The sequence below is a fragment of the Calothrix sp. CCY 0018 genome, assembly GCF_963920925.1.
Lineage (GTDB): Bacteria > Cyanobacteriota > Cyanobacteriia > Cyanobacteriales > Nostocaceae > Rivularia.
The window spans coordinates 37,036-54,646 of the sequence record NZ_CAWUDI010000043.1 but is presented as its reverse complement, the minus strand read 5'-3'; the positions used below and the strand labels follow the sequence as shown (position 1 = coordinate 54,646).

1 protein-coding gene (cut by a window edge) is annotated in these 17,611 nt (G+C 40.7%); it reads left to right on the top strand.

The genetic code is table 11. The features are described 5' to 3' along the window. A protein-coding gene (locus tag ACM03V_RS26185) for a hypothetical protein (protein WP_414623732.1) crosses the window boundary here: on the top strand, positions 1 to 17,611 show its 3' portion. 12,026 nt of this gene lie to the left of the window's left edge; only the last 17,611 of its 29,637 coding nucleotides appear in the window; its start codon lies off the left edge, out of view; it ends in the stop codon at positions 17,609 to 17,611.

Below are 17,611 nucleotides of genomic sequence, written 5' to 3'. Positions count from 1 at the left end.
AAACTGGTCGGTAGGTGGTGAATTACCTGGTGGAGCAGACGCAATTCAATTTGATATGGATTTGGGTCAAAATCTACTGGGTACTGGTTTTGACTTGCCGCTCGACTTCAGTATTCCTGGTTTCAGCCTTGATATAGATGGTGGTTTTGCATTAGATATCGGCTGGAAGTTTGACTTTGGCTTTGGTTTTAGTTTGCAGGATAGTTTCTATCTCGCTACGAATGATGGTAGCGAACTCAGCTTAGATATCAAAGCTTACTTAGACGGTAGCCCCAAAGACCCCGAAATTACTCCTTTCAAAGGTGAAGGTAAATTGCTGTTCTTGAAAGCCAACATCGAGGACAACAACCCTAACGGTAAAGCAAGCGGTGTATACGGTGGATTATCCCTTGACCTCAAGGGAGACGAACGCGGTCGGATGTCGATAGGACGCTTGTTATCGGGTCGTGCTAAAGACTTGTTCGGTGTCAGCTTTGGGGTAGATACCAAGTTAGACCTGGGAATGACTTTGGGATTAGATGGTGCGAAGGGATTACCAAGAATTGGTGCCGACTTAGAGTTTGATTGGAGTTGGAAGCTTGGTCAGAAGATGGAAGCTCCTAGTTTCGGTTTGCGGGATATGCGTATCGATATGGGCAGCTTTGTCAGCGACTTCCTCACACCAATAGCCGAGCAAGTCCGCGATGTCCTCAAGCCAATGGAACCGCTGATCGATGTCTTGAGTAAAGAAGTAGACGGTTTAGATTTGATAATCCCTGACAGCCCCAACCTAATGGGATTAATCAACCTAATTATGGAGATTAAGGGACGCAAACCCATTGATTGGAGTTTTGTTAACGAAGCCAAGCAAATGCTGGGATTAGTAGAGAAAATTGCCGATTTGAAACCGGGTGATTGGTTCCCATTGGGTGACATTATGGGATTGGGAACAAATAATGTCCAAACCCTTGCTGCTGAAAATGCTCCACAATCAACCGAAGTAGATAAATTCCTCCAAGCAAATACCCGTCAAGCTGGTTCCGTAAACAAGAGTTCTGGAAGAAAGACAACTCCCCGTTCTGGATTCCAGATTATGCCATATATCAAAGATATTTCTAATTGGAAGAATCTTTTAACTGGGGGAAGCGCAACATTATTTACCTACGAACTGCCTTTACTTGAATTTGCTGCTGACTTTAATGCGCTCCTAGCAGTAATACCTCTAGTACCAACTCCAGTTACTGTAAATGTTTCGGCTATAGGTAGTTTTTCCGCAAAGGCTGACTTGGGCTTTGGCTACGATACTTCTGGCATCCAAAAAGCAATTAAATCTAAGAATCCCCTTGATGCTTTTGACGGTTTCTTCATTACTGACTTTACTATCCCCACTCAAAAAGGTGTAAAACCCCAAGAAAAAGATGAGTTTACCTTTGAAGCTTCTTTAGGTTTAGAAGCGGCTTTAGCATTGTTCCCTCTCGAAGCAGGTCTTGGTGGTAGCATCAAAGCCAAGATGGGTGTCGATTTACAAGATATTTCCAAACCCACGCTAACTAAAGACGAGCTAGGGTTTGTTACCAATCAAATCTGGGAAAGCGACGGTAAAATTCATCCTTCCGAAATCGCTACAATGTGGAGCTACGACCCCAACAAAGATGGGCAAGCTGGGGGCTTCAAAAACTTGGCAAACGTTAATACTCAGATAGGTTTGTTAATAAATGCCTTTGTTGACGCGAATCTGCTTGTAAGTAAAGAGCGGATTTTAGATGTCGCTTTGATTGATGAACCCGATTTACTAACTTTGGAGTACAACGCACCTAACGTACAGCCTCACTTGGGTAAAGTTGAAAATGGTGTTTTGTACCTCAATAGCGGTAGTCGAGCAGGTGAACGGAAATACGGTGATAAGACCGATAGAAGCGAAACCTTTACTTTGTACGGTGAAGGAGACAAAGTTTACGTGGAATTTGAAGATTATTACCAGGAATTTACAGGGGTAACTAAAGTTGTTGCTGACGGTGGTGAAGGTGATGATATTTTTGATGCGACTCGCTTATTTGATATCGGTGTAGAAATTACTGGTGGTGCCGGAAAAGATACAATTCTCCTGGGTACTGGCGGTGGTATAGCTGCGGGTGGTGACGGCGATGACTTGCTCGATGCATCAGTTTCCTGGCTGCTCGATACTAAAGATTCCAAGTTTGATAAATACCGCAACTTCAAGGGAGCAACCTTGATGGGAGATGCTGGTAGAGATAAATTAGTTGGTAGTATTGCCAATGATACGCTGCGCGGTGGTATTGGTATTGATAATATTTCTGGTGGTGAAGGTGATGATACTTACCTATTTGAGGATGACTTCGGACTCGATCGAATCAACGATAGTGAAGGCAACAATACTTTAGATTTCTCTCTGGCTACAAAACAACTCACTGCTGCCGTCAACGCTCGTGGCTTTGCAGTTACCCAAGGAGCTGAAAACGAAATTAAGGGCAATCTCAGCTTCAACCGTCTGGTTATGGGTGGTGGTAATGACTTAGTAAACATTACCGATTTTGGCGATCGCGAAATCTACATCGACGATAAAGGTGGTAATGATACCTACTTTGTCCGGTTGGCTCGTGCTACAGGTTCCGGGGAAAACGGCATTATTAACCTCAACGATACCGCTGGTGACTTTGACGAGGTAATCGCCGAACAAACAATGAAAGACGCGATCGCGCTCAATGAGAACCAACTAGCTAATGGTCGAGAAGTTCTTAACTATACCAGTGGTTTAGACCGACTGACGCTTATAGGTCGTGCGGGTAAGGTAGTTGGTACAGATATTCTTGATTTTGGCGGTAAGATAACGCTGAACAATACCGATAATAACGGTATATCCCGAAATAACACTACTGACGTTCGGGTTGTTGCGAATGAAATTGACTTCCAAAGCCAAATTAACTCCGATGCAATTATTGTTGAAAGTATCGAGGATATTAATGTTGTTCGGGTGTTAAACGCAGTAGAAAGCGGTTATGTAGATTTACGTACCTACGGCGATAAGTCGAATATCAATATTGCAGCCGATATCAAAGTTTCTACAGGTAAGAGCGAAGACGGTAAAGGCAGCGGTTGGGTACGTATGGTATCCGCAGATGGAGCAATTATTAATACTAATGCCTCGCGGATTATTGGTAGTGACGCTCACTTGATGCTCAAAGCTAAAAACGGCATTGGTAGTGATAGCGCGGCAATTTTGACGGAAGTGGGAACGTTAACTGCGGCAACATCGCTCCACGGTAAAGGTGATATTGTTATCCAGGAAGCAGATAGTTTAAAACTGACTAACTTAGAGAAAACAGCAACGGTAGTTAATCGGGGATTAACCTTACCTCAAGTTAGCGTCACACCGATTTGGATGCAGGAAAATCAGTGGGTTTCTCAACTATCGGATGATTGGCGCGGTTTAATTACAGATGGGGATGACACCTATGCTGTAGCTGCTGGCAATGGTAACGCTTCAATAAATCTCTTAGCTAAGGATTCTCTACTCAACTTAGCAAGTGGCAGTATTACCGGACGAACCGAAAATGCGAATATCACCTTAACCGCAGACGATATTAATTTCCGTAGCGGCGCGAATCAAGTTAACGGTATAGGAAACCTTACTATCCAAGCCAATCAACTCGCTTGGAACTACGTTTTGGGTTCGGCTGCGGAAAATTCTGCGGGTCAAGATTTGAATGATGTGGGTATTGATAATTCCAACGTGATGGAACTTTCCAGTCTTGACTTAGCAGCTATTGCTGGAGATTTTGACACCGTAACTATTGGTCGTACCGATGCTGGTAACGAGATGACCGTTGGGGACGTGATATACGGTACTACTGGCAAGATGGTTGAAACACCACGCAACCCAGAATCATATCAGCCGGAGTTCCGTAATACGAGTATTATCAAAAGCGATCGTTTAGATATTAGAGGTGACGTTCGCGCACCGGGTGAAATTTTCACAGTCGAAGCGCGTACCGTACAAGTTAACTCCCAAAACTTCCACAACCCCGAAGGTAAGCCAGATTCTGGGATTACTGCTGCGAACTTGACGATGAATATCAGCGAGCAAATGGTGGTCAGTGGTTGGTTGCGCGGTACTGAAAATGTCAATATTAACGTTCAAGGTAGTACGGGTAATAAGGCTTTAATTAACTACGAAGATGGTGTTAATAGCTTAAAAACGGATATTGGTAGCGATATTACTGTCCTTGAAAGTAATGGTTTAGTTGATATTAAAGCCAGTAGTAGCATCAAGATTGCTGGTTTAGTGGAAGCTAAAGGGATTAATTCGGGTAGTAAGATAGCGGCTGATACCACAACCACAATCATGGAAGGTGGTGTAGTTGCTGCTCGTGAAGATCGAGGTAATATTTGGATTACTGCTGGTCAAGTGGTTACTGTGGAGAGTGGTGGAGCAGTCACCGCTGGCGCTCGTTTTGACGATATTGACGGTAAACCCACCGCAGTTAAAACAGGTGAAGGTGCGGACGTAACGATTATTTCTCCCCACGAGTTGGTAATCAAAGGTACTGTAACTAGCAGCGATGAAATGAAATTGAGTGCTGGTTCACCTTTAAATAATTACTATGACGATTACTTTAGTAAGTTACCTCAAGATGCAAAAGGAAACGATCACTACTTAACTGCGATTCAAGAAGACCAATTCGCAATGCTCATTACTGGTACGTTAACCAGTTTGGCGGATGACACAACTTTAGAATTAGTTGCTGAAGATGACATAATTATTCGCGGTAATATCGACGTTCTTGGCAATAATTCCGACCTCAAAATTAGTACTCCTACTTGGGCTTATATAGAAGGTTTCTTAAACGTTAAAGACAACATTAGTATTCTGGGTGGTTACGATACTGAAGGTAACAGCACCAATAAAGCTAATACAAAAGGTTCCAGCGTTTACGTTCACGGTACGGCGAGAATTAACACTAAGCAAGCAGGTAGTAGCATCGATATTAAAGGTGCCCAAGACGTTGATATTTTGGGTGCGGTGGTTGCTGGTGGTACCATTGGCGAAACTGGCGTAACCTGGGCTGGGAATGATTCTACCGTTACCGTTACCGCAGGTCAGCAATTGTTCTTAGATACAGGTTTGCTCGCATCGAAATCTGTAACCATGAACGGCGGTAAGGCGGGTGCAGATGATAACGAAATTGGCTTGTTGGTAACAACTGCGGGTGGTGCAACCGCGATGGGTTTAACTTCCGATGGTTCTGGTGGTTTAATTTCTACGAATAACGCCGGAAATATGCAGATGATGGGTACTTTAGTATCTGGTGGTAAATTACTCCAGGAATTTGATAAAGACGGTAATTTGATATCTCAAACCGTTGACTGGTCTGGTAATTACGGTGAAATTAAGATTAAATCTGAAGGTCAAGCCTTTATTGGTGGTAAGACGGTAAATAAACAAGGTGAAGCCATTGAAACTGGTGGTTACTTATTCGCCAATAACCGCATTCAAGTTAGTGGTGGAGCGCATAGTTCCGGTACTGGTGCATACATCCAAGCAGCCAGTGAATTAGTTACCCATGCTGCCAATGGTTCGATTGAAATTAACGCTGCTCAAGATGCTGATGTTCAAGGTTTATTAGCTCCAGGTGGGGAAGTTACCACGGTTAGAGATAGTAAAGGCTCCTACATGGGTCGCTATGTGAAAGATTTTGGTGGTGAATCAACTATCAAAATTACCGCAGAGCATCAAGTCAGAATCGGTCAAACTCTCCGCGCTGGTAAACAAATTGACTTGATTGGCGGAATTGACCCCGAAGAGGAAGGAGTTAACCATTCTGGTAAAGGTATGGTGCTTTATGGCTCAACCCAGATTTCAACTTGGCGCGAAAATAGCCAAATTAACTTAAATGCTCCGGGAAGAATTGATATTTTAGCCCCAGCACATACGAATGAAATTGAAGCCGCAGGATTCTACGAATTAGCAACAGGTGTAGTCAGCAAAGATGTGACTTTAAAACTACGTCTCAATAAAGTTGATTTTGTCATTGAAGCTGATGTTACCCTCCCTGCAAGTGTTACTGCTGATAATACTCAAGTCGCTGAGTTAATTGCTGACTTAGATAAGGTTATCAAAGAAGCAACTTGGAAGGTTGTCAGTACTCAAGATGCAAATATTACTTCTGTAGGTAGCACCTACAGTGGTTTTAACGATTCTGATATGGAGGTAAAAGTCCGCGAAGGTCGTTTAATGTTGACCAGTTCCTACGAAATTACCTTGTTTAAAGATGGTTCAAATAATGCCGATAAGTTAGGTTTCACAAATCTTACCAGCGATTTGACTTCCACTTTGCCTTACACTATCAAAGCTGACCAAATCGGTTCTGTAGTTACTATCGGCGCACCAGAAGGACCAAATGGTAAGCTTTATATTGCTGGTAAGGTATTAGGTTACAAAGCAATTAACCTAAATAGCGGTACATCTCCTGACGGTATTGATATTGAACTTGATTCTACTGGTTTATTAGAAACCCGCGACGGTTCCATTGAAATGAAAGTAGGAACTTTCGGTACTGTTAAAGGTGATATTATTGCCGGTGGTATTGGTTCGGATATTATCTTAAGTGCTGAAAATACCCTTGAGCTACACGGTAGCTTGACTGCAAACGATGAAGTTCGTATCAGTGCGGGTAAAGAAATAGTAGAAAATCAAACCAGCGTTAAAACCTTTGGTACCAGTAAGATTGATGCACATTTAGTTAATATTACTGGTTTGAATGATGTGATAATTGACAGCACTATTGGCGAAGCTCGTGTTGGAATGACCAACATTAATATTGCTGCAACCGAAGGAAATTTAACCTTAGCGAAAACTTCTGGAAGAATTATTACTGATGCTGATGTGACTATGACGGGTAAAAACGTCAGCATTGAAGGTGTATTACGACATACTCAAAGTGACGGGGACGAAAATACGGTAGAAGTCTTAATTGCAGCGACTAACAAAGCAACTTTACAAACTGAAATCCGCAGCCAAGGTACTGTCAAGATTGAAGCTGGTAACAGTATTGAAGCTTATAAGGGTCAAATCCTGGTTCAAGGTGCGGGAGAAGTTCTCAATATCAGTCAAACCAATGCTGGTGGAACAATTAAATTTGGTCGTACAATATTAGACGAAAACGGGAAATATCAACAACAAGGTTTAGATTTAGCTGCTGTTAGCAACGTTACGGTTAGCGGTAGTAAAGTTGATATTGGTTCCGGTGTCCGCATCCTCAGCAGTGCAGATAACAGCACGGTTAACGTCAGCGGTGACGAGATTAATATTACTGGTTCGCTTTTAGCTGGTGCATCTCTTCAGGAAAATACCGTAAGTTGGACTGGTAAAGCTGCTAACGTTAATCTCAACGCTACGGATGTTATTACTTTTGGTGGTGCTGGTGTCGAAGACGGTAAAATGGTGACTCGCGGTGGTTCTGCTTGGGCAACTGGTAATGTCAATATGAATGTGGCTGGTGGTGCAAACGAACTGGATTTATCGATCAACGACTTAAGTTCAATCAAGAGCGACGCAACAGCAAGGTTTGCAGAAACTGGTGAATTAATTTTTGCAGATACCAGCGATAGCAAGATTAATATTACCGCTCAAGGACAAGTGGAAATTGATGGTTTAATTCAAGCTTATGACGATGGCTCAGATATTACCATTGACAGTGCGGGTTTACTGTTAATTAACGGTTATATCAAAGCAGAAAATAATCTCAATCTTGACGGTGGTACAAACGCTCAAGGTTACGGGTTGATGCTGACACCGTTAATCTACCGCGATTCCCAAAACCGTTTGGTTAATAGTTCCGGTTTCTACATCAATAATCAAGGTGAATATGTTGACGATAAAGGAGTCAAATTAACTGTAGGTGCTGCACCTGTTTCCAGTTCGGAAAATGTAAATAATCTCACTCGTGTTAGTGGTGGTACCTTAGAAACTGCATTCGGTGGCAATATTAATATCTCGGCTGAAGCTGGTATTGTCTTAAGCGGTCAAATTTCTCCCTTTAACGGTAATGGTGTAAATGCGGAAAAAATCACCATAATTAGTGAGAATAACGCGGGAGATGTGTTTATTGATAATGCGATTGGAGCGCGGAGTCAGGTAATTATCAAAGGTAACAATCTCTATCTACTCGATTACCAAGAAACCGAACGTCTCAACTCAATACGTCCCAACAATGCTTTAATTCAAACCTACGGTGGTAGCGCCCCAACCAATGAGCCGAGCATTCAAATTCACGGTACTGGTGAAGTAATTATTGCCAAGAGTAAATCACCTCTAACCCGTGCTTTAGTTGATTCCCACAAAGATATAGAAGTAGTTGCTGGTTCTCTATGGGTACAAGGTTATTTACAAAATTCCAACAGTGGGGATATTGGAATTAATGTAGTTAGTTCTGCTACGGTAAATGGTTTAGTTACAGCAGACGGTAATCTCAATATTCGAGCCGGTATTGATTCTAATTGGGATTTAACTACTTTAAGAGGTAATATCACTCGTTCTCAACTCAACGGTGGTGATATTATTATTAACGGTGCTGGTAGTTTAACAGCCAAAGATACCGCGACTCTTCTAGCTGGTGGTAAAGTTACGATTGACGCTGATTCTGCTTTAGGTGAAGGAACCAAAGGTATAGCGATACCATTTATTAATCAAAAAGCAATTACCGTTCCCGTCGTCACCGGAACCAAGCAGGTTGCTGATGGAACAATTGAAGTTGAAGTAGTTAACTGGATAAAAACTACCGTTACCGAACAAGTAGGAGTTGACCAAGTTAAGGTGGGTAACGAGTTCTTCACAATGGACGTGAATCTCAGTCAAGATAGTTATTGGAATCCCACCACAAATACCGAACGAGAATGGTTTGTTAATAAAGTTGATTATGCGACTTCTGATATTACCAATTGGTCAACTAGTAAATACGGAACCAGCAATAAATGGGCTTATACCAATGCTCAAGGAATTCAAGTTGAAACTGATATTGCGGATATCAATCACAGCTTCAATGAATTGAATGACGAACAGAAAAATGTAGTTCTGGAACGTTTGGGTTACTACAAACTATTCGATTTTGGTTTCAGCAATGCCAAAGTTGAAAAGACAATCAACGGGAATCCGACTTCTAACTTGGTTTATTGGAACTTAGGTGAAACTGACGAATCTTATGAAATGGATTCCGTCAATGGAGTAAGTTATCGTAAGGAATTCATTGGTGGAAGCGATTATAAGTTAAGTGCAGAAAATGGTTTCTACAATTCCTACGATATAGCTGCTAATCCTAATAATATTGCCACTAATATTATCAATATTGGGGTAGATGGTTGGAACGATAAATATATTCGTACCCCAATTGGTATTTCTGCCGATTTAGCAGCAATACTCAGAACCGTTTCTCAAGGTGAAGCGAAATTATTAAATGACAATAACAAGAATAACTTTAAGGAGCTTGTAGCTAATAGCCATAACCCCTTACATCAGTGGATAACTCAAGGTAAAGATAGCGTTTCTTCTCCGACTGGTGAATATGTAGGTTACTACTGGGATGTAGCGGATGTCAACTATACTCAAAAAGCATCAAATTATTATTATCCGAATGATGGCTATCCAGGTGGCTATAATAACCCTGAGAACCCTCAAGAAGATGGAGAAGCTTATTGGGATGCAAACTACGTAAACAATACTGGTACAAGATTCTTTGATGTAAATGAGCGTAACACTGTCAATTTAGGCATAAATCCTGAGTGGAATAGCGGCAACAGAACATCAAATCCAGTAGATGCTCTTTATCAAAACGGTCGTTACACCAACCACATTACAGCTTACAACCAATATGTAACGACATTAAGAGATAACACATCATCCTTCAGTCAAAACTCTTCAAGTACTAGAAGCAATCAATTATCATTCTCCTTCAAGTATTGGGGTGATTGGATTAAACTTGGTGGTTTTTGGAAAGATGATGATAATGGTTCTTCTCTAGGAGAGTATAGTAGCGATAATAACGTACCTCAATGGGGTTGGAGAATACTTTCTAATGGCGATAAGTACGCTCTTAACGAAGCTTTTGGTAACAAAAATGACCGTTTGAGAGGTGAAGGTGGTTATCCCGATGTTGAGTTAAATTACTCTAACTTAAATAAATGGCAAAGTGAATATACTGAGGTTATATCAACAAGTAGATATCACGACTATGGTATTAGTGGCGATGATATTAGCGCACTTGTTGAAGGACGTAAAAAACTAACCAAAGATATTTACCAAGACTGGAAGGACTATCAATACCACTGGACTTCTCGATATAAACCCATCTACGACAAACGCCTACAATTATCCTACCAATGGGTAAGCCAAGAACAAGATATATATGACGGTCGTCCCCGCTACGAAACTCGCGAAATTCAAGTTAAGGATGTCAGCGTCAGAACTGAAAATAAATTCCGCACGGAAAATATCACCGAAGACCAAACTATCTGGGTAACGGAACGACTCACTTCAGGTGAGCAGAAAGCTTTCGGTGAATTCGGTGGTAACTCAATTAGCGCTACTAACGGTATTATCATCGATGCGGCTAATGAAATCAGCATCACTGGTAAACTTGAGTCTAGCGGAACGAACGGTAATATTAATATCACCAGTTTGAGCGAAGTCAATATTAAAGGAAAACTCCCCGAAGGAAGCAATTCCAGCGATACTTTAGCCGCACCATCTTTAATTTCTACCCAAAACAAACTCAACATCATGGGTAGCAGCATTAACGTTCTTGACTCCAGCGAATTATTAGCTAATAGCAATAACGGACAAGTTAACCTGACAAGTACTTCCGCTACTGGTGATATCAACTTTGCAGGTGCAATTAATGCTGGTACAGCAGCAACATCCGGTACTCAAGTAAAATTCAATGCAGGAAATGACCTGAATATTACAGGTTTAGTTAGTGTAGGTAACGGAATAGTCGCTAATGCTGGTCTTGGTGGAAATGGTAACATTACTGGTAATGAGTTAAGTTACCTGCAAACTGGTGTCAACGGTAATATAAACATCACAGCAGGTACAAATAGCGGTGATATTAATCTACCTTCCGCTTGGTTAACTACTGGAACCCTCACCGCAACCGCATCTGTTGGAAGCATTAACAACTATAGATTCGATAACAGCGAAATCAAACATGGGTTGATCGCAGCTGATACGCTCAACTTAACAGCACAATCGGGTATCAGCGCTAATTTGAAAGCCACAAATCTAAATGTCAGCAATACCAACGCAGGTAATATTGACCTCACCGTTACTCAGAAATCAACCAGCGATATTTTAGCCACCGTTACCAATAATAACGGCAACATAAATATCAATTCGATTAGCAATATTCGCTTACAAAACGTCGCTACCCAAACTGCTGGCAATGATATTAATGTAGTGACTGCGGGTAATATTACCGTTGACAGAGTAAAAGCTGCAAACAACCTTGCTCTACAAACTATCGGTTCTTTAACACTCGATTTAGATGCAGCAAATGCTCTCTCAGCAGGAAATTTAATGACTTTATCCGCTGACAGAATTACCACAAATAATAACAATCGAATTGAGTCAGCAAGTCTAAATATCACCACGGTGAACGGTAATCTTGACCTTTATACCCAAGTCAGCAACCTCAAGTTATCTGCTGGTGGTGTGGGAGATGTGACAATTGATAACGTTGCAGATAACCTTGATATTTCTACTGCGGAAATTAATGACGGTAACTTGACGCTGAATACAATGGGTAAGCTGAATGCAAATCTAATTAAATTGATTACCACTCAACCGCGCACCTTCAACATTACCTCCGGTGAAGATATGAGCATCGGGGTAATTAGTGCTGGTTTGTACAGCAAGTATGACGATAAAGGTAACTTAATTGGCTACAGTCAAGTTAATCTGACTTCTGTGAATGGTGCAATTGTTGGGATTGAATCTAACGATCGCAAAGCTGATGTGATAGCGAAGAAAATCACCAGCAATTCCGGAAAAACCGTTAATTTTGAAACTTCACAAGAAACCATCGGACTATCCGCTATTGCTAAGACTGGTGATATCTTAATTGAAAGAATCAGCGAAAAAGACGCTAATACTCTTGTATTAGGTGACTTGATTGCTATAGAAGGTAACGTAAAAGTTATTACTTCCGGTGACTTAATCGCGAATACCAGAATAGAATCTGCAAGCAACGGTAGTATCGAACTGATAAGTAAGACTGGTAATATTATTGTCACTACTTCTATTACTAACCCCAGCGATAAATTACTCAAGAGCAATACGTTAAAATTACGAGCGACGCAGCAAATTAACATTGATGATGATATTACCTTAGAAGCCAAATATCTCGAACTTGCTTACGGTAAAACAGGTATTATTCAAGGTTCAGTAAAATTACCTCAAATCAAGACTCAAGATTTAACTTTAGAGTTAGGTTCCGGTAGCATTATTATCTCCCCAGAAACCTTTAAATCCTTTACCGATGCAAATGGCAATCCTATTCCTCTCGATAAAGTCAACTTGGTAGCAAGAGGTAATCAAGTCGTTGAAGGTGAATATGTTGGCTACTATCGCTACCGGGATGTTAATAGCAAGCAAACTTATTATTTAGATACAGCAGAATTAGCTGAAGGTACAACAGTTTATCGCGAATCTGGAAGTGAATTAATAGCTTTAACTGCTGCTGAGATTGAAAGTTTGAAATTAGCACCAGTACTCAATACTCTCAGCTACCAAGCATTAGAAGAAATTAGCGGTCGTTACATCTTTACTGATAACAATAATCGCGAATACTATATTGAAGGTTCCGATTTAGGTAAAAACGGTGGCCGTGAAAATGTAAATGTAATTCCTGATAATATTACCGTTTACACTCGTCAAAATGACCAAGGATTGTATGCTTACACAGTTATAAATCCAAATGAAACTGAGGAAGATGCAAATGGAAATGATGTCACTGTTGGTTACAAAGTAGTTTACTCAAACGAATCCGATTTCAACAAATTCGTTGCTCAAAATCCACAGTACCAAGACGTACAAATTAACTTTACTGCGGTTAATAACTATCAATCCTTGAATTTACAAGCCAAAATGATTGAGGAATTAGCAGGTGGTATCCAGTTAGTAACTCCGTCGGGAATCCTGCAAAACGCAAACAAAGAACGTGAAGGTTTCCCAATGTTGGCTGATTCAATTACTTTGAAAGCACAACGGGATTTGGGTAATATTAGCCTTAAGGATATTAAAGGTGAAAATGTCGAAATCTCTACTGGTGACAGTATTGAGCTTACCGCTGCACCTACAGTTACAGGAAACCTAAAAATATCTTCTAATGGTTACTTTGATGCTCAAGGTAATTTTGTCGGTGGTAGAATTACTACCGGAAAACAAAAGGTAATTGTTAATAATCAAATTACCGAACAAGACGTTATTCTCAAAGCTTCCGGTTTAGAACTTACAGCCTTTAGCAATATTAATATTAAGACGGATGTTGAAGAACTCACAGCAGCGATTGTCGATCAAGGCGATATTATTATTAACGAAGCTGATTCAATTAAGTTAAGTGATGTTTCAGTTCTCCAAGGTAACTTGACAATTTCTACCGTTGATGAAAATGCCGATATGACAATCGGTAAGGTAGAAGTTGGTGGAGACATTACTATTACAACTGCACAAATCTACAGTGCTGATAGTAGTAACGATGGTGTGGTTGATTTGAGCGGTGAAAAATTAACTGTCACGACAACTAAAGGTATCGGTACTGATAGCGTATTGCTGGAAACTTCAGTCAAGAATCTCACAGCAAATGCGGGTAGTGGAGTTAACTTTAGTAACTACGGCGGATTGAGCGTAGATAGTATAAATGCTGGCGGTGGTGTTCAAGTAGAAACCCATAGCCCGCTCACTATATCGGGTGATGTATCTGCTAATGGACGCATTCGTTTACAATCGGGTGATTCGGCTGATGTTGGCGACGATTTGACGATTAACGCTAATATTACAACCCTCAGCGGCAATATAACTCTCAATTCTGGCGATAATATCACCATTGCGGTCGGTGTTTCGGTTGAAACCGTAGGTGAAATCATTATCCAAGGTGACTTTAATAACCAGGATTTAGAGGTTGGTAGTACTATTACCTTGAGCGGTAATTTAAAAACTACTGGTTTGAAGATTAATAGTAGTGACGATACAGATACCATAAATATTGACGGTAATATCATCAGCTACTTAGCAACTGGTATTCTCACTACAGTAATTAGGTCGCAAAAGGGTAACGATATTATCAATTTGGGTGACAAAAACAAAACCCTTGACAGCATTGCTGGTTCGATAGATATTGATACCAGCGATGATTACGATATATTAAATATCGAACATAGCGGTAACTCATTCAACAACGAACTCAAGGTAACGGTTGATAGAATCTCCGGTTTAGCAGGAATGACTGGAGATATTACTTACCTCAAGGTGGAAGAAATTAATATTAACTTGGGTTCGGGTAACAACTTACTCAATATTGCTTCTGATATCACCGCTGAGATCAACGTGAATTCCGGTAGCGGTCAAAATACCATCTTGATGGACTACACCGAAAATACAGAAGCCTTTGATTTGGTACTCGATAACGGTACAATTACAGGATTTATTGGTACGGGTAATTTAGAATATACCAACTTCCAAGCCCTTGAAGTTCGACTGGGTGAAGGTGACGACAAATTTACAGTTAAAGACACCAGCTTTACCCAGCAAATAACTGTAGATGCTGGTTTAGGTAACAATCAATTAACCGTTGATATTGCAGAAGAAACCGAAAACCGTAGCGAAACCGTCACCATAAATGAAAACAATATTATTGGTTTAGGACTCGACAACCGCTTCACATACCAAAACATGAAGCAAATTGATGTCCAAATGGGTTCTGGTGCGGATAACATTAACTTGGTTAATGATTTTACTGGTCCGCTCAACTTCAATACTGGACTTGGTAACGATAATTTAACCTTGGAAAAAACTTTAGGAGTTACCCAAATTGGTACCCAAGAGGGAGACGATACGATAATTATCAAAACCATTGACGCAAATACCACGGTAAATGCAGGTGCTGGTAATGATATTATCGAAATCGCCAACGATAGCAACACCGTAGATAGTATTGCTGCTTTACTGACAATCCAAGGCGGAGAAGACGAAGATTACCTGATAGTTAACGACACCGGAGATACCGAGAACTCTAGCGCTACCTTAACTAGCGATAGTATTAGGGGTTTGGATATGTTAGCGGGTATTGACTACAGCGAACTGGAAATGATCGATATACTTTTCGGTTCCGGTGACGACATTATGAATGTGGAAAGTACCCATCAAGGAATCAGCTACATATCCACCGGAACGGGTAAAGATATTGCTAATGTAGAAACCATTGTGGGTGAAACAATAGTTAAACTTGGTGCTGACGACGACACAATAAATGTTCGCGATCGCAATCAAACAACTGATAATATTGCTGCTGCTTTAATCGTTTCTGGTGGTAGCGGTAAAGATAAACTTAATGTTGATGATTCTGGGGATAGCGAAGATAATACAGCAATTCTCTACCATACCTTACTAACTGGTTTGGGAATGAATGGGGAAATCGATTACGGAAGCTTTGAAAATCTCGATATTAAATTCGGTTCCGGTAGCGATATCCTAAGCATTGATAGCACTCACCAACAAGCAACCACTATTAGCATGGGTATTGGCTACGATACAGTGGATGTGGGAAGTATTGCAGCCGAAACCGCAATTGATTTAGGTAGCGATGATGATATGATTTACATCGGCGATTTTGACCAAGTTGTTGATAATATCTCCGAAACCTTGACTGTTACTGGTGGTATAGGTAGCGATGCAATAATTATTGACGATTCGGGAGATACTCAAGACAACACCGCAATTGTTAACGCTTCTGAAATTGTTGGTTTGGGAATGAATGGGGAAATTGATTACCAAGACTTTGAAAATCTAGATGTATTATTGGGTTCTGGTAACGATATTCTCAGCGTCGAAACTACCCACGAAGAATTAACTTATATTGCTACGGGTGCGGGTAGCGATACGGTAAACGTCGAAAATATTTCCGGTGAAACCAGCGTTAAATTAGGAATCGGTGACGATAACTTAAATGTCGGTAATATTAACCAAAAACTTGAAGATATTTCCACAGCGTTAATAGTTTCCGGTGGGTTGGGTTACGACAACTTGAATGTAGATGATTCCGGAGACACTGAAGATAATACAGCTATCGTCTACGACACCTTAATTACCGGGTTGGGAATGAACGGTGAAATTGACTACGGTAATTTTGAAAACCTAGATATCAATCTTGGTTCCGGTAGCGATATTGTTAGCGTCGAAAGCACTCATCAGCAAAATACCAACATCAATACAGGTATCGGTAACGATGCGGTTTACGTAGAAAATATATCCGGTGAAACCAGCGTTAAATTAGGAATCGGTGATGATATTCTCAGTGCTGGAAATATCAACCAAAAACTCGAAGATATCTCCGCAGCGTTAATTGTTTCGGGTGGTTCTGGTTTTGATATGCTCGAAGTTGATGATTCGGGAGATACTGAAAATAACACAGCTACTATTTACGACACCTTAATTACTGGTATGGGAATGACGGGTGAAATTGATTACGGTAGCTTCGAGGACATGAGCGTTCAATTTGGTTCCGGTAGCGATAACATTACAATCAACGGTACTCACCCAGAAATCAGCTACATAACTACAGGTAAAGGTGACGATGTAGTTAACGTCGAAAAAATCGATAGCGAAACCACCGTCAAACTAGGAGATGGTGACGATATAGTTAATGTCAGCAATGCCAAGCAAAAAGTTGATCAAATAAACGCACCTTTGATTATTTCTGGTGGAATCGGTAGCGATACGCTGAATGTAGATGATTCCGGGGACACCGAAGATAATACAGCTATCGTCTACGACACCTTGATTACTGGTTTGGGAATGAATGGGGAAATTGATTACGGAAACTTTGAAGATTTAAACATTGGTTTGGGTTCCGGAAACGATATTCTCAGCATCGCAAGTACTCATCAGCAAACAACATCCGTTAATACTAATGCTGGTAGCGATACGGTGAACGTAGAAAAAACTTACGGTGAAACTAAAGTCCAGCTTGGTGTTGATGATGATATCGCGAATATCGGCGATATTAACCAAAAAATGGATAATATATACGCACCGTTGAGTATTTCTGGTGATAACGGAAATGATGTTTTAAATATTGATGATTCGGGAGATACCCAAAGCAATACAGCCATAGTTAATAGTAACCAAATTACTGGCTTGGGTATGAGCGATAAAATTGATTATGATAATGTTGAAACACTCAAGATTTGGCTGGGTTTGAACGAAGATATTATCTCTATTGACTCTATATCCGCAGACACAGAAATATTTACAGGCTTAACTGAAGACCTTGTAATTACTGAAAACCTGAGTTTATTGGCCGCTCAACTTATAGTAGATGATGAACGTAAGAATCTCAAAAATTAA